Source organism: Paraburkholderia sp. PGU19 (assembly GCF_013426915.1).
Taxonomy (GTDB): Bacteria; Pseudomonadota; Gammaproteobacteria; order Burkholderiales; family Burkholderiaceae; genus Paraburkholderia.
Genome location: NZ_AP023180.1, coordinates 1,960,213 through 1,982,095 on the forward strand (window position 1 = coordinate 1,960,213; position 21,883 = coordinate 1,982,095).

Sequence of the window (21,883 nt, forward strand, 5' to 3'; positions counted from 1 at the left end):
TGTCAGAACCTGTGCCGCAGGCCCGCGCCGATCAGCACCTGATTGTGGCTCGATGAAGGATCGGTCGTATTGATGACGGCCGGCGCGCCCGACGACGAGCGCTGATAGATCGCCTCCAGATACGTGTCCGTGCGCTTCGAAAATTGATAGTCCGCCTGCACGCCGCCGTTGTGCCAGTGCGAGGCCGATCCCTTCGTGTACGTGTACGAGCCGGCAAGTGCAACGGTCGGCGTCAACTGGTAGATGCCGTTGACCTCATAGTTGGAAAAACCAACCGACGGCGCCACGCCGCCCGTATCGATCACGGTCACCCCAGTGAAGGTTGAGCGCGACCACGCCGCTGCCATCGTGAAGTCGCCGATCGCGTAGCTGATGCCGACGCCGTAGGTGTTCTGCGTCTGCACGGCGGCATCGAAGACGCCGGTGGCGCTGGGCAGCACGACGGCCTCATAGGCGCCCGTCGACGAATTCCCGCGTCCGTTCGCATGCAGATACGCGGCGCCCGCATTCAGCGCGCCCGCCTGATAGTTCATGCCGAAGCTGTACGCACGGTTGTTCGCAAACTGCCCGGCCGTGTTCGAAAAAGCGTACATGCCGCCGAGCGTCAAACCGCCGAACGACGGGCTCGCATACTTGACCGAGTTCGCCGCGAGATAGGTGTTGTTCGCGTTGTCGTTGTCGAACGGATGGGCGAACGCGGTGCCACCTGCGCCGCCCGTCAGCGTGTACGGCGCGAAATAGTCGTGAACGAGGTCGTATTGATGGCCGAGCGTCAGCGTCCCCGCCTGCTCGTTGCCGAGTCCGACGTAATACGGGTGGTCGTTGAACATCTCGCCCGAGGTCACCGAAAAGCCCCGTTCGAGCCGGAAGATCGCGCGATAACCGCCGCCCAGATCCTCGATGCCCTGCAAGCCCCAATAGCTGCCGTCGACGAGACCCGACGTCGCCTTCCACTGAGAATGCCCGCCGGCGTTGCTGATATACGCGAGGCCCGTGTCGAGCTCGCCGTACATCGTGACGCTGCTTTGTGCGTGCGCGCCCGTGCCGAGCGCGAGGAGCGCGGCGCTCACGGCCGCTGCGGCTTTCTTGTTGATCTTGTTCGCGGACATGCTTGGCTTCCCTGAGTTGAGTCGATTCGACTTTGGAAGGCGACTTTTTATAGGAACAACAGCCACACGCACAAGGGGAGCGCGTCAAAACATGCGCAACGTGCCCCGTAATCTAGCTTACGAAATGCAAGTAAATCCCATTATCAGATTCGCGAGAAACGGAAGTAAAGCGAAAACAGTGCGCCGCGCCGCAGTCTGCGCGGGGGATCGCACCAAGGCCCACCAGGACGGGCCAGTCTCGAAAGCGTACGCCCAATATCCGGCGAAAGGCGTTGTTTTCATGCGACGCCAGACGCTCGCAATCGACGCGACAGCGCCGGTTTTGAAGGCAGCGGCGCAGCACTCTCTCTTATCGGCGCGAGCGCGATTTACCTGAGTCAAATACCAGGAAAACCCTAAAGCATCTGGGGTCAATGCCGTTAAGCCTTACAGAACCATTCGGATGCGGAGGCATCCGGCAGTCCAAGGAACGTCATGCGCAACAATCAGCCTGTCACCCAGAACGAGTACGACTACCCGTCTTCGCAGATGCTCGTTTCCGCAACCGACCTCAAGGGCAAGATCCAGTACTGCAATCCCGCCTTCATCGCTGTGTCCGGCTACAGCCGCGACGAACTGATCGGCCAGCCGCACAACCTGATCCGCCATCCCGACATGCCGGCCGAAGCCTTCGCCGACATGTGGGCGACGATCCGCGCCGGCCGCCCATGGTCGGCGTTCGTCAAGAACCGCCGCAAGAACGGCGACCATTACTGGGTGCGCGCGAGCGTCACGCCCGTCGTCGAGAACGGCACGCCCGTCGGCTATCTGAGCGTGCGCGTGAAGCCGGATCGCAACCAGGTGCGCGCGGCGGAGGCACTCTACGCAAAAATCCGCGCGGGCGCGGCGCGCGGCGTGCGGCTGCATCAGGGCGTGGTCGTGCGCACGGGGCTGGTCGGCAAGCTGCACGCGTTGATGCGTCTGCCCGTCGCGATGCGCGCGACGATCGGCTACATGGTCGCGCCCGTCGCGCTGCTTGCGGCGGGCCTCGCAGCTTGGGGCGGCACGCCGCCGCTGCCGTTCTGGATCGCGTTCGGCGTGACGGCCGCAGTCAGCGCCGCTGCCGCGCAGTTGCTGTCGCGCCATCTCGGTCAGCCGGTCGATGCGATGGCGTCGTTCGCCACACGCATGGCGGCAGGCGACCTGACCGCCGATCTCGCCATCGCGCGTCACGACGATCTCGGCGACGTGCTGCAGGCGCTCAACCAGCTCAAGGCGAATCTCGCCGCCATCGTGTCCGACGTGCGTGCGCAGATCGGCGGGATGCTCGACGCTGCGCACGAGATTTCGACCGGCAATCTGGATCTCGCGCGCCGCACGGAAATGCAGGCGGCGTCGCTGGAAGAAACGGCGGCGACGATGGAGCAACTGACGACCACCGTGCAAGCCAACGCCGACGCCACCGTGCGCGCGCTCGATCTCGTCAGGGACGCGCAATCGGCAGCGGCGACGGGCGGCAAGGTCGCGCTGCAGGTCGAGCAGACGATGGCGGGCATCACCGAGGCATCGAAGCGCATCGCCGACATCACGGGCGTGATCGACGGCATCGCGTTCCAGACCAACATCCTCGCGCTCAATGCCGCCGTCGAAGCGGCGCGCGCGGGCGAGGCGGGCCGCTCGTTCGCCGTCGTCGCGAGCGAAGTGCGCATGCTGGCGCAGCGTTGCGCGGCGTCCGCCAAGGAAATCAAGCAGGTGGTCGATACGACGGTCAACGAGGTGGCGCAAGGCACCGAACTGGTCGCGCGGACGACGGCGCAGATGGGCGTGATCGATCAGGCCGTGGCACGCGTATCGTCGCTGATCGTCGAAGTGGCGAACGCGAGCAGCGAACAGGCCGACGGCATCGGCCAGGTCAATCAGGCCGTATCGCATCTGGACAGCGCGACGCAGCAGAACGCCGCGATGGTCGAGCAGGCTGCGGCGACGGCGCAACGTCTCGCGGAACAGGCCGACGTGCTCGACGAAGCGGTGCGCCTGTTCACGGTCGCGGGCGCGCAGGAGGCGGGTGGCGCGGCCAGCAAAGCCGCGCGCCCGGCGGCCAGGGCGTTGCGCAACCCGGCCGCGCCGGTTCACGTCGCTCGCGCTGCCGTCGACGAAGACGCTTTGGTCTGATGGATCATCGTTACTACCATCTCGACAGCGCGCTATTGTCCGATAAAGATACGTCGGTCAGCGCCCAGGATTGTGTACGGGCCGGCTGACCCGAGTAACAACGGCGTTTACGCGGCCCGCCCTCTTTTGGACGGGCTATTTTTTTGGCGCGGCTCATTCACGCTTTACGTGCATGAAGAGGCGCCGCGAGTCGCGTTCAACCGAACGCGAGCAATTCCAGCTGTTGCGGCGCTTTCGACATCGGCCGCTCCAGCGTCAGCAGCGCTTCCTTCCGATGCAGTCCGCCCGCGTAGCCGGTCAGGTCGCCCGCGCTCGAGATCACGCGGTGACACGGCACGATGATCGATACGGGATTGCGCCCGTTGGCCGCGCCGACCGCGCGCGACGCAGACAGCGGCAAGCCGAGCCGCCGCGCGATGCTGCCGTAGCTCGCGGTCTCCCCATACGGAATCTGCACGAGCTGGTCCCACACGTCGCGCTGGAACGCGCTGCCCAGCATCCTTAAAGGCACAGTGAACGCATGGCGCTCGCCCGCGAAGTATTCGTCGAGCTGCTCGCGCGCCTGATGCAGTACGCGTGACGCGTTCGCAGCGGCGAGCGCGCCATCGGCAGCCGGAAAATACTTCTGTCCGACGAAGTACACGCCCGTCAGCGCGTCGTCTTCGGCGCGCAGCAATATATCGCCCAGTGGGCTTGGCATCGACATGCATTGCTTCATGACTTCCTCCTGCATGATCGGGAAGGCCCGCTGCAAAGTCGTGCGCGGCCTTCTGAATGCGTCCACTGTATCGCACCGGCAAGCGGCGCTGCTTCCCGGATCTTGCTGACTGAAGCCCATCACACGCACGCGTCATCGCCATGACAACGGGCAAACGTACGTCGCAACCATGCACTGAACCCGTGCCCGATGCGTCCCGAAACGCGTGTGACGCGCCTGCCCGCTGCCATGCAAAAAAATCGCGGCACCCCGCCAGGAGCCGCGCCGGCCTTATATTTGCGTGCACCGCAGCGTCCCTTCGATGCATCGCGCACGCCTCGCCCGCATAATCCGGAGAGTGTGAGCGCCACGCGACAGACGGCGCGCGGCACTGCCCTTACAATGCCTGTTCGGCAACGTTGTTCAATCACGCAAGAGGGAATTTTCGATGCGCACCACCGGGTCTTCCGGGGCAATGGCCCTGCTCACCGAGCACGACGACGCAACGGGTCGCGAACTACGCTCGCTGCGCCTCGAATCGACAGAAGACGGGAAAGGCATACTTCTGATCGAAGTCGATGAACGCAAGCCGGGCATTCACCGTGAAGTGCGTTATGAAATCACGCCTGCGGAACTGATCGCAGCCATCCGCGCGCATGGCGCCGAACTGCCGGGCGAGCAGCATAACCACCGTCAATAATTCACAGCAGTCGTCAATAATTCACAGCAGTCGTCAATAGCCATACGAAGAGTGCGCGGCGCAGGTTGAATCAGGCGCCGCGCCTCTTGTTTTTTGCGCAGTCACCATCATCTTTGACACCTCGACGAACGTCGCATGACGTTCACCGGGCGTACCAAAGCCTTTCCGCCGAAGACCGAGGCGACAGGCGCGTTTCCCGCATGTCGGCAATATCCGGACGCAAAACGCACCTCTCTTGCACGCGTTGAAAATGCGTCCATAATCTTTTAGTTACTTCCAGTCGTCTTCGAGGCCGAAACGGTCACGAAAGTAAGCCGATGCTACATGATCTCGTCGAGCAGTACGGGCCTGCCATCGTATTCGTCAATGTGCTCGCCGCATCCATCGGGCTGCCCGTGCCCGCGATGCCTTCCCTCGTGCTGTTCGGCGCGATGGCGGCGATGCATCCCGGTTCGGTCGGCACGCAAGTGCTGCCCGTGCTGGTGCTCGCGGTGTTCGCCACGCTGATCGGCGACAGCGCGTGGTTCGCGGCGGGCCGCATCTACGGCGGCAACACGCTGAAAACGCTCTGCAAACTGTCGCTGTCGCGCGATACCTGCGTGAAGAAGACCGAGCGCTTCTTTGGCCGCTGGGGCGTGCGCGTACTGGCCGTCGCGAAGTTCGTGCCGGGCCTGTCGATCGTCTCCATTCCGATGGCGGGCGCGATGGGCACGCCGTACCGCATGTTCCTCGCGTACGACAGCATCGGCGCGACGCTCTGGTCGGGCCTCGGCCTCGGGCTCGGCGTCGTGTTCGCACAGCAGATCGACATGCTGTTCGCCGGCGCGAGCCGTCTGGGCAAGATGACGGCCGTGGTCGTCGTGGTGCTCCTGGCCATCTACTGCGCGTACCGCTGGTATCGGCGCCGTCAGCTGATCAAGAAGCTCGCAACAGCGCGCATGGACGTCGACGAACTCTACGACCTGATGCTCGACAAGCGCACGCCCGTGCTGTTCGACATCCGCTCGGAGGAAAAGCGCGCGCTCGATCCGTTCGTGATTCCCGGCTCGGTCTTCGCGGATGAGCGCCAGCTCGACGAAATCGTCGCCAAGTATCCGCACGACCAGAAGCTCGTGATCTATTGCTCGTGCCCGAACGAGGTATCGGCGGCGTGGATGGCGAAGCAATTGGCGGATGCCGGCTTCAAGGACGTGATTCCGTTGCGCGGCGGGCTCGATGCGTGGCGCGACGCGGGCCGCCAGCTCGAACCGCTAGCCGAAGAGCCGGAGCCGACGATGGATATCGGCATCACGCCGAAGACAGTCTGAACCGACATTGGCTGCATGCCGCCTCCGGCGCGCGGCAAAGCAAGGAGCAAAATCGATGGGTGTAACGCGAGAGGGTGAAGACGCTCAACGCGCCGCCGTCAACGAGGCGCCGTTCTCGACGCTTTCGACGCGGCGTCACCAGATGTTTCCCATACTCCAGCCCGAAGAAATCAAGCGGCTGTGCAAATTCGGCGAAAGGCGGAATTTCGAAGCGGGCGAGATGCTGTTCCTTACGGGCACCACCGGTCCTGGCATGGTCGTGGTGCTGAAAGGCTCCGTCAAGGTGTTTCAGCGCGACGGTCTCGGGCGCGAACTGCTCGTCAACGAACACCATCAAGGTTCGTTCCTCGCCGAAGTCGGCCAGTTGTCGGGCAAGCCGGCGCTCGTCGACGGTATGGCGCTGGAGCACGTCGAAGCCCTGCTGATCTCGCCGGAGCGGCTGCGCGCGCTGATCGTCGCGGAGGCCGAACTCGGCGAGCGCATCATGCGCGCGCTGATTCTGCGCCGCGTCGGGCTGATCGAGCGCGGCGCGGGCGGGCCGATCATCGTTGGCCAGAGCAACGACCGGCGGCTGGTGTCGCTGCAAGGTTTCCTGTCGCGCAATGGTCATCCGCATACCGTGCTCGACGAACGCGATGAAGACGGGCTGCGCGTCATCGAACAGTTCGCGGCAGGTCCCGAGGACATGCCGCTCGTGATCTGCCCGGACGGCTCGGTGTTGCGCCATCCCAGCGACCCGGAACTGGCAACCTGCCTCGGCCTGATCCCCGATCTCGATTCCGAGCACGTGTACGACGTGGCGATCGTCGGCGCGGGTCCGGCGGGGCTGGCGACAGCCGTGTACGCGGCATCGGAAGGTCTGTCGGTGATCGTGCTCGACAGCCGCGCGCCGGGTGGGCAGGCGGGCGCCAGTTCGCGCATCGAAAACTATCTCGGCTTTCCGACGGGCATTTCGGGCCAGGCGCTCGCGGGCCGCGCGTTCGTGCAGGCGCAGAAGTTCGGCGCGCACGTCGCGATTCCCGTCAGGGTCAAGCATCTGCACTGCGAGGAGCGTCCGTACCGCCTCGAACTGCAATGCCAGGGCAGCATCCGCGCGCAGACGATCGTGATCGCCAGCGGCGCGGTGTACCGTCGGCCCGAGATCGACGGGCTCGACCGCTTCGACGGCCGTGGCATCTACTACTGGGCGTCGCCTGTCGAGGCGAAGCTGTGCAAGCGCGAGGAAATCGTGCTGGTCGGCGGCGGGAATTCGGCGGGCCAGGGCATCGTTTATCTCGCTTCGCATGCAAAGCACATTCACGTGCTGATCCGCCGCAGTGGCTTCGAGGCGACGATGTCGCGCTATCTGATCGACCGGATCGCGTCACTGCCAAACGTCACCGTGTATCCGGATACGGAGATCGGCTGGCTCGAAGGCGGCGAAGGCGGGCTCGAGCAGATCGGCTTGAAAAACCCGTGCGCCGATGGACGCGACTGCTTCGATTCGCGGCATCTTTTCCTGTTCACGGGCGCCGATCCGAATACGGACTGGCTGCGCAGCTGCGGCGTCGAACTGGACAAGAAGGGCTTCGTGATTACGGGCGCGAACTCGGCGTGCGACCTGAACACGTCTGTCGAAGGCGTGTACGCGATCGGCGACGCGCGCGCGGGATCGACGAAGCGTGTCGCGGCTGCCGTCGGCGAAGGCGCACAGGTCGTCGCGCAAATCCATCAGATGCTCGCCCAGCTCGCGGGCGAAACGACCGTCGCGCTCGGCGCCTGATCCTTCCGTCTTGCACCGGCCTGCGCGCTTCGCCGCGCAGGCCGGTCGCTTCTTCTTTTCCCCGCTCGTCAGCCTGCTTACTGGTTGTTACATAAGCCACCGTCTGCTTGCACCTGTGATGCTTTCTACTTCGTAAGATCAAGTCAGGTTTCAGTTAGCAATCGGCTTGGGACGGAAGGAGAACAGCATGATCAAACGTGCGATGGTATTAATGGCAATCGGACTTGCCGCGGCATGTGTATCGACGGCTGCATCGGCGCAGGTCGGCGTCGGGGTGTATCTGGGCGCGCCTGTCTATGCGGCACCGCCTGTCGTGTATGCGCCGCCCCCTGTGGTCTACGCACCGCCGCCGCCCGTCTACTACGGCGGATATGGTGGCTACGGCTATGGACCTCGCTATTGGGGCGGCGGTCCGCGCTGGCACGATCACGGCCGTCATCGCGGCTGGGAAGGACGTCACCACCACGGGCGCTGGTAAAAGGAAAAGGCGACGCACTGCGACGGCAAATGCCATCTGACGGTGCGTTTCCGCCGATCACGCTACAGTAGCGACAAGTCCGGCATGGCACCACACCATGCCGCCCCTGGAACGGCGCGATTCGGGTTTCGCTCGACTGGTTGCCGTCCGGATCGCTGCAACGCCGCCACGACGCCGACCGCGTGATTACACTGCCCCTGCCCGCCGCCCGCACCTTGCATCTGGCCGCTCAAGGCCTGCTCTCAACACCGCGCCGCAAGGCGACCAAAGCCGATGTGCTCGACACCATCCGGCAAATGGCGCAATTGCAGATCGATACGATCCACGTCGTCGCGCGCAGTCCTTATCTCGTGCTGTTCAGCCGTCTTGGACCGTATCAGCCGCAATGGCTCGACGAGCATCTCGCCGAAGGCAAGCTGTTCGAATACTGGGCGCACGAAGCATGTTTTCTCCCCATCGAAGACTACGGCCTGATGCGCCACCGGATGCTCGATCCGGGCGACATGGGCTGGAAATACGCCGCCGACTGGCATGCGCAGTACCGCACCGAAATCGACGATCTGCTCGCGCACATCCGCGCGACGGGACCCGTGCGCTCGGCGGATTTCGCGCGCGAAGCGGGCAAGAGCAATGGCTGGTGGGACTGGAAACCGCAGAAGCGGCATCTGGAAGTGCTGTTCGCGATCGGCGAATTGATGGTCGCGGAGCGGCGCAATTTTCAGCGTGTCTACGACGTGACCGAGCGTGTGTTGCCGCATTGGAACGACAAGCGCCATCTGCAGCCCGTCGATGCCGTCGCAAAAGAACTGCTGCGGCGCAGTTGCCGCGCGCTGGGCGTCGTGCGTTCGGACTGGGTCGCGGATTACTACCGGATGCCGCGCCGCCCCTACGCCGACGCGCTCCATCAACTGGCGGACGAAGGCGAGCTGACGCCTGTGCTGGTCGAAGGATGGAAGCAGCCGACCTTCGTGCATCGCGACTTCGCGCCGATGATCGACGACGCTGCGAACGGCAAGATTGCATCGACGGTCACGACGCTGCTTTCGCCGTTCGATCCCGTCGTCTGGGACCGCAAGCGCGCCGCCGCGCTGTTCGACTTCGACTATGTGATCGAGTGCTACGTGCCCGCGCCAAAACGCAAATACGGTTACTACGTGCTGCCCATCCTGAATCGCGGCAAGCTGATCGGCCGTGTCGACGCAAAAGCGCACCGCGCGAGCGGCGTGTTCGAACTGAAGGCGCTGCATCTGGAACCGGGCGTGCGCGTGAGCGGCCGGCTGACATCCGATTTGCGCCGCGCGTTGCAGCGTTGCGCCGACTGGCACGGCACGCCGCAATTGCAGATCACCTCGGCGCCCGACGAACTCAGAGCCGCGCTCGCCACCGATGACGACTGAGCGCCACCTACGCGTTCAGTGCAATGCGGCCCACGCGAGCGACAACGAAAACATCCCAAGCACGATCGACGCCGCGCGCTGCATCTTCACCGGGTCGAGCCATGTGAGCTTGCCGCTGCCGAGCGCCGCGCCGAACGAAATCCACGCCAACGCGATGGGCGCGAGCAGACACGCGAACAGCGACATCGCAAAGCCATAGCTTGCGAAGTTCTCGAACGCGATCGACGGAAAGATCGTGCCCGCGAACAGCAATGCCTTCGGATTGAGCAGCGTAGCGACGAACAGCGCGCGCGGCCCGTTCGCCGGTTGCGCCGAGTCGGGCAGCGCCACGGCTGCACGCCACATGTCGACGGCCAGATAGGCGATGTACAGTCCGCTCGCGATGCGCAGCACGGAAGGCAGCCACGGCAGCGTATGCGCCGCGTGTGCGAGAAAACGGCCCCACGCGGAAATCGACACGAGATAGCCGGCCAGCTCCGCGCCGATCAGCGGCAACGAGCGGCGCGCACCCTGGCGCAGGCCAGCGGCGGCCAACAGCGTGTTGGTCGGGCCAGGCGTGATCAGCACGACGATGATGCCGAGCGCGAGCAGCGCCGTATCGGAAGGAGAAAGCATCAGGTGAAAATGGGCGGGTCGGAACGAGCGCCCTTTGTATCACAGTCGCGCGAAAGTGCCGAATTCTGTCAAGAAAACAAAGCGCGAGCACGCGGTGCGCGCGAAAAGCGCCACCGCATGCTGCGCGACACGCGCACCCTAGCGATCGAGTTTGACCCGCAGTTCGCGCGCCGTTTCGAGCAGACCTTCGTAGCCGGAACGCGCATGCTCCGGCAAGTCCGGGTCGCCGACCAGCGCGCCGAGCGTCTCGATCAGGCTATAGAGAATGCCGCGGGCCGCACTCGCCGCGATGTTGCCCGACGACACCATTTCGTGCACATGCGATACGGCTGCGTCGAGATGTTCGAGGTCCGGCTGACCGCCAGTTTGCTGCTTGTCCGGATCGTCGGGCGTCATGATGAATCGTCGCTCCTGTTACGGTTCGTCAACAAAGGGTTCTGTCGTTATATATATACCGATCGTGTGCAGCCGTCCATTCGCACAGACGGCAGGCACTGACGGCATTTCCCATTCGACTGACGACGATCAAGCCGGGTTCACACGGCGTTCAGGGCGTCCATCGATACATCAGGATTTTCGCGCGCGCATCGTCTTCGAGCAGCACGACATATTCGCCGTTCTCGCGCCGCACCGCGCTGATGCCGAGATACACGTCGACCCATCCCGTCGTGTTGCCGACCGCGGCGCCCGGCGTCATATACCCGACCATTTGCCCCGAGCGCGCGTCGTACACGTCGACCTTCGGCGTGTACAACTCGGCGACGAAGATATAGTTGCCCGCGACGGCGACGCCGACGGGCGTGACCTGCGGATTGCTGCTCGCATTCCATGGCAACGCGATCGAATAAACGGGTGTGGGCGAGCCTGAACTCCAGTTGTCGTATCGCACGAGAATGCGGCCCGCCTCCTTCCAGTGGGTCGCGTCCCACGGCAGGCTGGTCGTGTAGCCGGACACATACATCGTGTCCGTTTCAGCGATATAGACGATGCGCGCAATGCGATTGAACGGCGCAGGCATCGGGAACGTCGTCGCGCTTGCGTAGGTATAGATCGGGTTGCCCACGCTATCGAAGCCCTGCAACGGCGTTTCGCGAATGCCGCTCGCAGGCGTCGCGAGCCACACGTTGCCCGGCGTATCGACCCACCAGAAGCCGTTGCCAACGGTACTGCCCGTCGACGGATTGCCGGTGATCTCGCTTGCGTCGACATGGCCGTCGCCGTTCGTATCGCGCCACATCCATTCACCGTACGTCGGCTGGCCGGCAGGCCAGTCGCCCGGCAGCGGATTCTGCGCGAACAGGCCCGATGGAATCGCCACTTCGTCATGCGCGGCGTCGAAGCGATAGACGTTCAGGTAATGCGCGCCCGGATCGAGTGTGTACAGATACGGCTTGCCGTTGATCCGCCGCACCATCGGCTCGCCGCGTACGCCGCGTGGCTGGTGGAACGTCGGGTCATCGGGGAAATCGAAACGGTCGAGTGTGAAAGCCGCGTACTTCCATTCGCGACCGGACGGCTGCGCATAGTCCATCGTGAAGCGCTTGGAGCCGGTGTAGACGATGTTCGGCTTCGCGGGATCGAAGGCCGCGCCGTCGACGAAAGTCAGCCCTTGCAGCCGCCAGTTGAAGCCGCGCGTCGCGTAGCGATAGCTTTCCAGCACCGCGCCCTGCCCGACTGTCGCCGATGCGAGCGGACGCGGCCCTTCGCCGTTCTGCGCGACGTAGAAGTTGCCCGCCTGATCGAAGCCGATGCCCGTGATGCCGTTGAAGCGCCAGTTGCCGGGCGTGCCCTTCGGTTCGTGGAAGATGCCGTATAGCGTGCCGAGCGCGCCCGCGAGTCGGGTCGCGCCGCTTGCCGCTCTGTCGTAGACGAGGACCTGCTGCTTCGGGCTGTTATCAGCGATGAAAATTTGTCCCGCGGGCGAAATGGCGAGGTCCGTCGGCACGGTGCCGGCGGGCAACGCGAGCGTGCCCGCCAATGGCGCGCCCGTCGACGAATAGTGAAGCACGCTCACGCTGCCCGTGCCGAAGCCGCTCATCACCCAGATGGTCGAGTCGGTATCAAGCGCGATGCGTCCCGGTGCAGCGACATTCCACGAGCGCAGACGTCGCATCGTGTTCGCGTCGAACACGACGATCTGGTTGCCGTAGGTATCCGACGCATACAGTTCGGTGTCCGTCGCCGCGAGGCCGCGAATGCCCGCGTCCGTGCCTGTCGCCACCGCGTTCACGCGCAGAAAGCTGTTCTTCGTCGCGTTTGCGCTGTTGCCGATGCCGCTGTCGAACGGCGCACCGACCGCGATGTTCGCAAGCGAGCGGCGCGTGATGCCGAACCATGTCTGCCCGCTCGGCGGATAATCCGCGCCGATCAGCCCATTGTTCTGATTGCCGATCGACATCGCCGCGTACACGTATGCGTGATTCGACGCAATCGCGTCGCCGCCTGCCGCGCCCCAGCCGTGTGTCGCGCCGGCAACTGCAATTTTGTCGCCATTTTTATAGGCGGCAATTTCGCTTCCGCTTTCGTCCCATGGCGAATTGGTGAATACGGTGCCATCCGGTGCAACGTTAATTGCCTGAATGTCCTGCTGCATCCATTTGCCATCGCCGAATCCGAAACTATTGCCTATCCACGACGTGGTGTAGGTCAATTGCGATTGCGCAGCAGCGCCGAGGGGAATCAGGCCGCCGAGCGCGAAAAGCGCGGCAGCGAGGCGGGTGGAGACTTTCACGGTCGTGTCCTTGCGAGAAGCAAAACGTTAGCAAATGCAGATAAAGCGTTTTATCGATGTGCTTATCGATGCGCATTTGCCATTCCGTACGAATTAATATCCAATTCGCATGGAATAAATTTATTGCGCTTGCTATCTTCTCAAATCAGAACGCGACCGTTTTTCCTTAAATAATTCGTTTAGCGATTTTTTCCGCTTTTATTCGAATCGAATTGGCATTAGCTTGAAGCATCAGGCAGCGCGCGCACGTCGCACGAACAGCCGCTGTGTGACGCCGAACGCGACGAGATTGCCCGCCACCACCAATACGAGTCCGACGACAGCAAGCGCCGACCATCGATAGCCTTCGAACACCGTCGACACCGCCAACGCGACGAACGGAAACAGCACCGTGCAATACGCGGCGCGCTCCGGCCCAATGCGCCCGACCAGCATCAGATACGCGGTGAAACCGATCACCGAGCCAGGCACGGCGAGATAAACGAGCGCGCCGAGATAACGCGCGTCAGTCTCCAGCGCGAACGGCAGACCGGCGGCGAGACTGCCGACCGTCAGCACGCTCGCGCCGATCAGCATCGCCCAGCTGTTGGTGACGATGGGATGCAGACCCATCGACTGCATGCGGCTAGACAGCAGATTGCCCGCCGAGAAGCACATCGTCCCCGCGAACGCGACGGCAAGGCCGAGCCACGCCGCGTGATCGCCGAGATGCCCGGCCATCTGCTGCAACGACAGACACACGATGCCCGCCAGTCCGAGCACCGCGCCGACAATGGCCGTCGGCTGCAACGGGCGGCCCATGAAAAGGCGACCGTTGAGCGAGTTCAGAAGCGGCGCAGTAGAAAACACGACGGCCACCAGACCGCTAGGCACGACGCTTTCCGCATAATAGAAGCACAGGAAGTTCACGCAGAACAGCGCGAGACCCTGAGCGGCGAGAAAACGCCACGCGGCGCGCGGCGGCCACATCGGGCGACGCATGATTTTCAGCAGCGCGAACAGCACGATGGCGGCGAGCCAGAAGCGGCACGCAATCGAGACGGACATCGGCACGGCGCCGAGCTGCCACTTGATCGCGATCCAGGTCGTGCCCCAGATGAGCACGGTCACAACATAAAGAAACAGGTTCATTGCAATAGGGCCACACAATACGAGTTGGCCCCGACTATGCGCCAGCGCACGTCCGTTCGATTGTCCAGAATTGCGCACTTTTGGCATATCGCAGGGAGCGAAATGCGTGCTGGCCGTATACTCCATGCAAGCATTTAGTCTCTGCGCCCCCTTTTCGTTTCGCCACATTCACGTGAACACACCGCTCATCCCCACGACCGACCCAGCCGATCCGCCGTTCGGCCTGCATTCGGTCTGCAAGACGCTGAGCGACTCCAATGCGACCCTTGAACGCTTCGCGTCGCTGGGCGATCAGCTCGCCGTCGCGATCTGGACGCGCGAAACGAAGGAAGCCGAGACGATCTACGCACAGCCTGGCCATCACACGCTGTCGTGCTATCTGGACGGCGGCTATCGCACCGAGCGCCAGAAGCTGCCGGGGCGCTATGGCGCGCCGAGCCGCCTGTGCGCGCTGCCCGGCGATCACGAATCGCGCTGGTGGGTACGCGGCCACATGCATTTCATGCATCTGTATTTCCTGCCTGAGCATTTCACGCATCGCGCGATCCGCGAACTGGACCGCGAGCCGCGCGAACTGACGCTTGCCGACCGCACGTACTTCGAGGACGAGCACATTGCGTCGCTCTGCCAGTCGCTCGCGAACGACGCGTGGGACGACGCCGACGGCCGGCTGCGTGCGAACGAAACCTCGCATGAAATCCTGAGCCTGCTGCTGCGCTCTCAGGGCGTGAACCGCGCGGACGCGGTGCTCAAGGGCGGGCTGGCCGTGGCGACACGCCGCCGGTTGCGCGAGTACATCGACCAGAACCTGACGCAGCCGTTGACGCTCGGCGAACTGGCCGCCGTCGCGAATCTCTCCGAATTCCATCTTGCGCGGATGTTCCGTGCATCGTTCGGCTTGCCGCCGCATGCATGGATTGCGCAGCAGCGACTCGAACGCGCGCGCACGCTGCTGCGCACGACAGCGTTGCCGCTAGTCGATATCGCGACGCAATGCGGCTACGCGAACGCGAGCCACTTCAGCCACCGGTTCCGTCAGGGCGTCGGTGAGTCGCCCGCCGCCTGGCGCCAGGCGTTGCGCGCCGGCTGACATTTCGCGTCTGCGTTGCGTCCGGTTCGGGCGTACGCTGTTCTCCCATTCTCCATGTGCTGTCGCGACGCGGATTTCCGCGTGAACGCGTTCGCCATCGCTTTGTCTCGTCATGGACTTCGTTTGTCTATTTGAGACAAATAGTCTACACTCGACAGCAATCAACCTGCGCCGCGAACGTCTGACCAGCCGCGCCCTAGCCACTGCTTTCACACGAGGACAGAACTCATGCAAATCAGGGAATTTGGAGTCGAACGCTGGATGGATCTCTACGAGAACCAATGCGAGTTGAACCTTGCGGAGACGTGCGTCGAATCGCTGACGGTTGGCGAACTGCTGAAGATCGCGGGGAAGGAAGACGCGCTGCTCGGCGAGATTCTGCCGATGAAGCTGACGTATGGCGCGATCGACGGCACAGAGCGTTTGCGCAGCAATGTTGCGTCGCTGTATGAGAAGCAGGGCGTGCCGAATGTGCTGATTACGCACGGCGCGATCAGTGCGAATGCGCTGGTTTATGAAACGCTCGTCGAACCTGGCGATCATGTGATTTCGGTGCTGCCCACGTATCAGCAGCATTATTCGATTCCCGAGAGTTACGGCGCGAAGGTCGACATTTTGCGTTTGCGCGAGGAAAACGGCTTTCTCCCTGATCTGGATGAATTGAGGCGGATGGTCACGCCGACCACGCGCGTCATTGCGATCAACAATCCGAATAACCCGACTGGGTCGCTGATGGATCGCGAGTTTCTCGTGGAGATTGCGGCGATTGCGCGCTCTTGTGGCGCTTATGTGCTGAATGATGAGGTGTATCGCGGTACGGATCAGGAAGGGACCGGTTTTACCGCGTCGATTGCGGATGTGTATGAGAAGGGTATCAGCACGGGCAGCATGTCGAAGACGTGGTCGTTGGCGGGTTTGCGGGTGGGCTGGATCGTTGCGCCTGTTGAGTTGCTTCAGCGCGTCAGGACGCATCGTGACTACAACACGATTAGTGTTGGGATGTTGAATGATCTGCTGGCTTCCATCGCGCTGGAAAATCGCAAGGCGATTCTGGAACGTAATCACGGGATTTTGCGGACTAATCTTGCTGTGCTGGATGCGTGGATTGCTAAGGAGCCTTTGCTTTCTTATGTGAAGCCGAAGTCTGGGACTACTGCTCTTGTGAAGGTTAATGTTGATATGACTTCAAGGGAGTTTTGTGTTTCTTTGCTTGAGAAGACGGGGGTGATGTTTACGCCTGGCAGTGCGCTCGATGTTGAGGGGTATGTCCGGATTGGGTATACGAATAATCGTGATGTGCTTGTTGCGGGGCTCGCTAAGGTGTCGGAGTTTTTGCGCGTTCGCGCAGGGTGATTTTTTGTCTGCGACGCTTTGAGTGGTTTGCTTTGCCTTTGCGCTGGCATTCGCGGTTTGCCTGCGGCGCTGGAGTGGTTTGCCTGTGCTTTTTCGCTGGCATCCGCGCTTTGCCTTCGTGCTTCGAGCGTCGCCCCGCACAGGGGCAACGCTTGAAGCAAGCTAACAAATCGCGGATGCCAGCGCAAAAGACAAAACACCAAAACGGCCTACGCAGCAACCACCCCTACTTCAAAGCCCGCACCAAAACCCGCGCGACATGCATCGCGCTCACTCCTGCTCCATCATGAATCTGATGCCGACAACTAGTCCCATCGGCAACCATCAAAGTATGCGCATCGATCCCACGCGCCGCGGGCAACAATGACAACTCACCCATGGCCATCGAAGCCTCATAGTGCTCCGCCTCATATCCAAAACTCCCTGCCATCCCGCAGCACGACGATTCAACGGTCGACACCTTCAGCTCGGGAATCCACTTCAACACCGTCTGCACGGGCGAAAACGCATCAAAAGCTTTCTGATGACAATGCCCATGCACTAACGCCTGGCTCGTGTCATCGAGCGGCTTCAACTCGAGCTTCAACCGACCAGCCTTGTGCTCACGCACAAGAAACTCTTCAAAGAGCATCGCGAGTTTAGACAGACGCTCTGCCTCTTCCCCAAAACCATATTGAAGAAACTCATCCCGCAACGACAGCAAACAGGAAGGCTCCAGCCCAACAACCGGCACACTCCGCTCGACAAAAGGCCTGAACGCATCGAGCATCCGGCGCGCCTCCTGCTTCGCTTCATCCACGAGTCCTGCTGCGAGAAATGTTCTCCCACAGCAAAGCGGACGCTCGCCCTCAAGCGTATTGAAATGCACGGTATACCCCGCCGCTTCTAGCACCTGTTGAGCAGCGCGTGCATTCTCCGGCTCGATGCTGTTATTAAACGTATCGACGAATAACAGCACTTCTTTTTGCGCACCCTGCGCACTCACCGAAGCACGCTTCACATATCCACTACTCAAAAAAGGCTTCACAAACCGCGGCAACGACCTCTGCGGTGCAAATCCCAACGCGCGCTTGAACCATGGCATATCAGCCGCGACCGAAAACACCCCGGGCAAACGCGCCGCCAACGCCGCGTAACGCGGCATGTACGCGATCATCTTTTCCCGCAAGCGCAAGCCATTCTTCTTCGCCCACGCAGCGCGCGCCTCGATCTTGAACTTCGCCATATCGATGCCCGTCGGGCAGTCGCGCTTGCAGCCCTTGCACGAGACACATAGATCAAGCGTGTCCTTCACGTCCTGGCCAGCAAGCCCCTCATCACCCAGTTGCCCCGACAGCGCAAGCCGCAACGTATTCGCCCGTCCGCGCGTCACGTGCTGCTCGTCCTTCGTCACGCGATAGCTCGGACACATCGTTCCCGCATCGAACTTGCGGCAGTGACCGTTGTTGTTGCACATCTCGACAGCCTTCGCGAGACCACCCGCCAGATCGTTGCCCGTGCCACGTGCAGTCTCCACGCCCGTCATCGGATCGCGCTCCACATTCCACATCGACCAGTCGAGCGCAGGCGTCAACGACTGGACCTTGTAGCCGGGCGCGAAGCGAAAGTTACTCGCGTCGTCCATCTTCGGCGGACGCACGATCTTGTCCGGGTTCATCCGGTTGTTCGGATCGAACAGCGCCTTGATCTCGCTGAACGCCCGGTTGATACGCGGACCATACTGCCACGCCACCCATTCGCCGCGACACAAGCCGTCGCCATGTTCACCGGAATACGCGCCCTTGTATTCGCGCACCAACGCCGCCGCTTCTTCGGCGATCGCGCGCATCTTCGTCGCGCCGTCGCGGCGCATGTCGAGAATCGGCCGAACGTGCAGCGTGCCAACGCTCGCATGCGCGTACCACGTCCCTTCCGTACCGTTGCGATGAAATACTTCGGTCAACCGGCTCGTGTATTCAGCAAGATGTTCGAGCGGCACCGCGCAGTCTTCGATGAACGATACGGGCTTGCCGTCGCCCTTCATGCTCATCATGATGTTCAGGCCCGCCTTGCGCACTTCCCACAGCGCCTTCTGCTCGCCTGCGTCAGGCATCTGCACGACCGAGTCAGGCAGACCGAGATCGCCCATCAGTTCGGTGAGTTGCTCGAGCGACGTGAATTGTTCGTCGCGGTTCTCGCCTGCGAACTCGACGAGCAGAATCGCTTCGGGCCTCCCGACCAGCGCCTTCTCGATCACCGGCCGGAACGCGGGATTGCTCATCGCGAGATCGATCATCGTGCGGTCGACGAGTTCGACGGCAACGGGCTTGAGCTTGACGATGTGCTGCGTGAGGTCCATCGCCTGCCAGAACGTCGGAAAGTTCACGACGCCCAGCGTCTTGTGCGCAGGCAGCGGCGCGAGCTTCAGCGTCAACTGCCGGCTGAACGCAAGCGTGCCTTCGGAGCCGACCAGCAGATGTGCGAGATTGGCAAAGCCATCATCGGTATAGGCGCGCGGATTCTGACAATCGAACAGATCGATGTTGTAGCCCGCCACGCGACGCAACACTTTCGGCACCTGCGCGACGATCTCATCGTGCTCGCGCAGCGCAATCGTCTTCACGTCTTCGACAATTTGCTGCAGGCGCGCGCCCTGCGGCGCATCGCGCAGCGAAGCGAAATGCGCTTGCGTGCCGTCTGCGAGAATCGCGTCGATCGCGTCGACGTTGTGCACCATGTTGCCGTATTCGATCGAACGCGAGCCGCACGAATTGTTGCCTGCCATCCCGCCGATCGTGCATTGCGCCGCCGTCGATACATCGACGGGGAACCACAAACCATGCGGCTTCAGCCACGCGTTCAGATGATCGAGCACGATACCAGGCTCGACCGTTACGGTGCGCTTTTCCTTGTCGAACGCGATGACCTGATTCAGCCATTTACTGGTATCGATCACGAGCGCTTCGCCGACCGTCTGCCCGCACTGGCTCGAACCCGCGCCGCGCGCGAGCAGCGGCACGCGTTCGCTGCGCGCAACGTCGAGCGCGACGAGCAGATCATCCTGATCGCGCGGCACGACCACGCCGATGGGCATGATCTGATAGATCGACGCATCCGTCGAATAGCGTCCACGGCTTGCGGCATCGAACAGTACATCGCCGCGCAATTCCTTGCGCAGGCGGTTCGCAAGTGGCGTGCTCAGGCGCGCCGATGACGGCACGAGATGAATCGGCTTGACCAGCAGAGAATCGGCGTTCGACATGTGCTTCGGCCTATAAAAAGCGAGGCGGGTAGTACGAAACTATTCGAGCGTGACGCTGACGGGCGCAAGCCCGTCGATCTGCCCACGCGCAGTGCCCGCATGCTGCGGAAAGAACATGCCCGTGTACGAACCGGTCGTGACGATCATATCGGGCGTCACCGCAATGCGATGATGCTGCGTGCAGTGATTGACGAGCCACGCCAGCAGGCGCCGCGGATCGCCGCAGGGGTTCGAAGGCGTGGCCTTCACCACGTCCTGTCCTTCGAACGTGAAGCCGAGCGCGGGCGCAACGAACGGAAAATCGCGCCGGTACTTCGAGAACTCGCCGACGATCAACGCACCGTGATTCTGCAAGTCCGCGAGTTGCGCGAGCTTGTCGACATTCGGCCACTGCGCAAAGCGGCTCGCGACGATTTCAATGGTCGCAGCCATCGAATCGATTGCATCGAGTACTTCGACTTCGTGATACGCGTTGGCGGAGGGCTCGAAATGCCGCCCGAAGCGAAACGCAATTTCGAGTTCGAGGCCCAGCGACGTGAAATGCGCACGAGGCAGACGCGCGCCGTCGGCGTGCAAATCGGTAGAAGGCAGTGGTGCGCCCTGAATCGCGCCTTCGGCGGATTTAGCGCCGATCTTCCAGCCGCCGATCCGCGCGCCGCGCAACGCCAGCAACTCGTGCTGGATCGCGTAGGCGGCGCTCATGTCGGCGGGAATCAGTTCGGGCGAGAGCGACGCGAGCGTCGTGTGATCGGCGCGTGCGTCGGCAAGTTGTTGAGTCAGCATGGTCATTCAAACGTTTAGCGAGGCTCACGCGTTAAAGCGCGTGGCGGGTTGTGCACTCGGCTCTGCGCCGGTTTCGAAACGGCTTTCGGGTTGCATGCGGAACGCGAGCACCACGCCGATCGCCATCAGCAGCATGCTGCCCGCGAACGGCAACTCCCAGCTGCCGAATGTATCGATCAGATAGCCCGACAGCACAGGCGAAATGATCGCCGCGAGCGCCGAACCCGTGTTCATCATGCCGCTTGCGGTGCCCGAGTATTCGGGCGCGATATCCATCGGGATCGCCCACATCGGGCCGATCGTCATTTCGGCGAAGAAGAAGCCCGCCGACAGACACACCATCGATACATACAGGTTGTGCGTGAGCATCAGCGGCACGAGCGACGCAAGCGTGAGCAGCATGCAGATCGACACCATCCAGCTGCGCGCGCGCCTGAGGTTGCCCGTGCGCTCGAAGACCTTGTCAGTCACGATGCCGCCCAGCGTATCGCCGATCACGCCCGCGAAGAACACCGCCGAAGCGAATATCGCCGACTTCTTCAGGTCGAGTTGATAGCTATGCAGAAAGTACTGCGGAATCCAGCTCAGGAACAGCCACAACGTCCAGCCATAGCAGAAGTACACGATGGTCACGGGCGTCATACGTTTGAAAAGCGCTTTCCACGGCACGTTCGCCATCTTCGCTTTGGGCGGCGGCAAGAAGTCGAGCTCCTCCTGCGTGATGCGGCGATGCTCTTTCGGATACTCGGTGAACGTCAGCGCCCACACGACGACCCAAAGCAGACTGAACGCGCCGCAGATATAGAACGACTCGCGCCAGCCCCATGTCGTCATCACCAGCACGATCACGCCGGGCGCAACGGCATTGCCGATGCGCGCCGCCGCGTGCGTGATGCCTTGCGCGAAACCGCGCTTTTCTTTCGCGACCCAGCGCGACATCGCGGCCGTCGCAGCCGGAAAGGTCGCGCCTTCGCCGAAGCCGAGCAGCACACGCGCAAAGAGCAGCGAAACGAGGCCGCCTGCGAAGCCCGTCAGCAGCGTCGCGAGCGCCCAGATCGCGCCGCACGCAATCAGCGTGCGCTTCGCGCCGAAACGGTCGCTCACCCAGCCGCCGATGATCTGAAACACCAGATACGGATACGCAAAGGCCGAGAAAACAAGGCCGATTTCCGTATGCGAAAGATGAAACTCCTTGCCGAAGCCCGCAGCCGCCGTGCTGACGTTCACGCGGTCAAGGTAGGTGATGAAGTACATGATGCATAGCATCAGTAGAACGATACTGGTCGCACTGGTTACACGAAACCGCTTCATCGTCTGTCTCCGTTGCTGGCGGACGGG

17 protein-coding genes are annotated in these 21,883 nt (G+C 62.4%); 8 read left to right on the forward strand and 9 right to left on the reverse strand.

Annotated elements, in window-relative coordinates; translation table 11 throughout:
- Positions 1 to 2 precede the first annotated feature (2 nt).
- Positions 3 to 1,109, reverse strand: coding sequence for a porin (locus tag H1204_RS26410; RefSeq protein ID WP_180731456.1), 1,107 nt, complete (start codon positions 1,107 to 1,109; stop codon positions 3 to 5).
- A 474-nt stretch (positions 1,110 to 1,583) separates the two neighbouring features.
- Here H1204_RS26410 and H1204_RS26415 point away from each other — a divergent pair, with 474 nt between their 5' ends.
- A complete protein-coding gene (locus tag H1204_RS26415) occupies positions 1,584 to 3,260 on the forward strand; it encodes a PAS domain-containing methyl-accepting chemotaxis protein (RefSeq protein WP_180731457.1) in 1,677 nt (558 codons plus the stop codon).
- A 196-nt stretch (positions 3,261 to 3,456) separates the two neighbouring features.
- Here H1204_RS26415 and H1204_RS26420 read toward each other — a convergent pair whose 3' ends face one another.
- On the reverse strand, positions 3,457 to 3,978 hold the full coding sequence (locus tag H1204_RS26420) for a methylated-DNA--[protein]-cysteine S-methyltransferase (protein ID WP_180731458.1): 522 nt from the start codon (positions 3,976 to 3,978) through the stop codon (positions 3,457 to 3,459).
- 427 nt (positions 3,979 to 4,405) lie between these two features.
- On the opposite strand from H1204_RS26420, the gene H1204_RS26425 reads away from it, so the two are divergent.
- The 5 genes from H1204_RS26425 to H1204_RS26445 all read left to right on the forward strand — a co-directional run bounded on the left by H1204_RS26425 (position 4,406) and on the right by H1204_RS26445 (position 9,601).
- The gene (locus H1204_RS26425) at positions 4,406 to 4,657 is read left to right on the forward strand and encodes a hypothetical protein (RefSeq protein WP_012403560.1); all 252 of its coding nucleotides are present in this window, start codon (positions 4,406 to 4,408) and stop codon (positions 4,655 to 4,657) included.
- Positions 4,658 to 4,974: 317 nt separating this feature from the next.
- The gene (locus H1204_RS26430) at positions 4,975 to 5,964 is read left to right on the forward strand and encodes a DedA family protein/thiosulfate sulfurtransferase GlpE (protein WP_180731459.1); all 990 of its coding nucleotides are present in this window, start codon (positions 4,975 to 4,977) and stop codon (positions 5,962 to 5,964) included.
- 55 nt (positions 5,965 to 6,019) lie between these two features.
- Positions 6,020 to 7,726, forward strand: coding sequence for an FAD-dependent oxidoreductase (locus H1204_RS26435; RefSeq protein WP_180731460.1), 1,707 nt, complete (start codon positions 6,020 to 6,022; stop codon positions 7,724 to 7,726).
- A gap of 187 nt (positions 7,727 to 7,913) precedes the next feature.
- Positions 7,914 to 8,204: a hypothetical protein gene (locus tag H1204_RS26440; RefSeq protein WP_180731461.1), complete on the forward strand. Its 291-nt coding sequence runs from the start codon at positions 7,914 to 7,916 to the stop codon at positions 8,202 to 8,204.
- 182 nt (positions 8,205 to 8,386) lie between these two features.
- Positions 8,387 to 9,601 carry a crosslink repair DNA glycosylase YcaQ family protein gene (locus H1204_RS26445; RefSeq protein WP_180731462.1) on the forward strand — a complete coding sequence of 405 codons (1,215 nt, stop codon included), beginning with the start codon at positions 8,387 to 8,389 and terminating at the stop codon, positions 9,599 to 9,601.
- Positions 9,602 to 9,616: 15 nt separating this feature from the next.
- Here the strand turns inward: H1204_RS26445 and H1204_RS26450 are convergent, their stop codons facing one another.
- The 4 genes from H1204_RS26450 to H1204_RS26465 all read right to left on the reverse strand — a co-directional run bounded on the left by H1204_RS26450 (position 9,617) and on the right by H1204_RS26465 (position 14,078).
- A complete protein-coding gene (locus tag H1204_RS26450) occupies positions 9,617 to 10,216 on the reverse strand; it encodes a LysE family translocator (protein WP_180731463.1) in 600 nt (199 codons plus the stop codon).
- Between the two features lie 138 nt (positions 10,217 to 10,354).
- Positions 10,355 to 10,612 (reverse strand): hypothetical protein, encoded by a 258-nt coding sequence (locus H1204_RS26455; protein WP_180731464.1) that lies wholly within the window; start codon positions 10,610 to 10,612, stop codon positions 10,355 to 10,357.
- A gap of 151 nt (positions 10,613 to 10,763) precedes the next feature.
- Positions 10,764 to 12,947: a hypothetical protein gene (locus H1204_RS26460; RefSeq protein WP_180731465.1), complete on the reverse strand. Its 2,184-nt coding sequence runs from the start codon at positions 12,945 to 12,947 to the stop codon at positions 10,764 to 10,766.
- A gap of 231 nt (positions 12,948 to 13,178) precedes the next feature.
- On the reverse strand, positions 13,179 to 14,078 hold the full coding sequence (locus H1204_RS26465; protein WP_042314658.1) for an EamA family transporter: 900 nt from the start codon (positions 14,076 to 14,078) through the stop codon (positions 13,179 to 13,181).
- Positions 14,079 to 14,184: 106 nt separating this feature from the next.
- Between H1204_RS26465 and H1204_RS26470 the strand changes: the two genes are divergently transcribed.
- The gene (locus H1204_RS26470; RefSeq protein WP_180731466.1) at positions 14,185 to 15,168 is read left to right on the forward strand and encodes an AraC family transcriptional regulator; all 984 of its coding nucleotides are present in this window, start codon (positions 14,185 to 14,187) and stop codon (positions 15,166 to 15,168) included.
- A 228-nt stretch (positions 15,169 to 15,396) separates the two neighbouring features.
- Complete coding sequence (locus H1204_RS26475; RefSeq protein WP_180731467.1) at positions 15,397 to 16,521, forward strand: aminotransferase; 1,125 nt, start codon at positions 15,397 to 15,399, stop codon at positions 16,519 to 16,521.
- A 226-nt stretch (positions 16,522 to 16,747) separates the two neighbouring features.
- Here H1204_RS26475 and H1204_RS26480 read toward each other — a convergent pair whose 3' ends face one another.
- From H1204_RS26480 to H1204_RS26490, 3 genes are read right to left on the reverse strand one after another with little or no spacing between them, the layout of a single operon-like run.
- A complete protein-coding gene (locus tag H1204_RS26480) occupies positions 16,748 to 19,762 on the reverse strand; it encodes an FAD-binding and (Fe-S)-binding domain-containing protein (protein WP_180731468.1) in 3,015 nt (1,004 codons plus the stop codon).
- A gap of 39 nt (positions 19,763 to 19,801) precedes the next feature.
- Positions 19,802 to 20,551, reverse strand: coding sequence for a 2-keto-4-pentenoate hydratase (locus H1204_RS26485; RefSeq protein ID WP_180731469.1), 750 nt, complete (start codon positions 20,549 to 20,551; stop codon positions 19,802 to 19,804).
- Between the two features lie 18 nt (positions 20,552 to 20,569).
- A complete protein-coding gene (locus H1204_RS26490; RefSeq protein ID WP_180731470.1) occupies positions 20,570 to 21,856 on the reverse strand; it encodes an MFS transporter in 1,287 nt (428 codons plus the stop codon).
- Positions 21,857 to 21,883: the final 27 nt, after the last annotated feature.

Excerpts from the sequence above, each read along its gene's own strand:
- H1204_RS26410 (WP_180731456.1), bottom strand. The coding sequence starts at position 1,109 with ATGTCCGCGAACAAGATCAACAAGAAAGCCGCAGCGGCCGTGAGCGCC.
- H1204_RS26415 (WP_180731457.1), top strand. The coding sequence starts at position 1,584 with ATGCGCAACAATCAGCCTGTCACCCAGAACGAGTACGACTACCCGTCT.
- H1204_RS26420 (WP_180731458.1), bottom strand. The coding sequence starts at position 3,978 with ATGAAGCAATGCATGTCGATGCCAAGCCCACTGGGCGATATATTGCTG.
- H1204_RS26425 (WP_012403560.1), top strand. The coding sequence starts at position 4,406 with ATGCGCACCACCGGGTCTTCCGGGGCAATGGCCCTGCTCACCGAGCAC.
- H1204_RS26430 (WP_180731459.1), top strand. The coding sequence starts at position 4,975 with ATGCTACATGATCTCGTCGAGCAGTACGGGCCTGCCATCGTATTCGTC.
- H1204_RS26435 (WP_180731460.1), top strand. The coding sequence starts at position 6,020 with ATGGGTGTAACGCGAGAGGGTGAAGACGCTCAACGCGCCGCCGTCAAC.
- H1204_RS26440 (WP_180731461.1), top strand. The coding sequence starts at position 7,914 with ATGATCAAACGTGCGATGGTATTAATGGCAATCGGACTTGCCGCGGCA.
- H1204_RS26450 (WP_180731463.1), bottom strand. The coding sequence starts at position 10,216 with ATGCTTTCTCCTTCCGATACGGCGCTGCTCGCGCTCGGCATCATCGTC.
- H1204_RS26455 (WP_180731464.1), bottom strand. The coding sequence starts at position 10,612 with ATGACGCCCGACGATCCGGACAAGCAGCAAACTGGCGGTCAGCCGGAC.
- H1204_RS26465 (WP_042314658.1), bottom strand. The coding sequence starts at position 14,078 with ATGAACCTGTTTCTTTATGTTGTGACCGTGCTCATCTGGGGCACGACC.
- H1204_RS26475 (WP_180731467.1), top strand. The coding sequence starts at position 15,397 with ATGCAAATCAGGGAATTTGGAGTCGAACGCTGGATGGATCTCTACGAG.
- H1204_RS26480 (WP_180731468.1), bottom strand. The coding sequence starts at position 19,762 with ATGTCGAACGCCGATTCTCTGCTGGTCAAGCCGATTCATCTCGTGCCG.
- H1204_RS26485 (WP_180731469.1), bottom strand. The coding sequence starts at position 20,551 with ATGACCATGCTGACTCAACAACTTGCCGACGCACGCGCCGATCACACG.
- H1204_RS26490 (WP_180731470.1), bottom strand. The coding sequence starts at position 21,856 with ATGAAGCGGTTTCGTGTAACCAGTGCGACCAGTATCGTTCTACTGATG.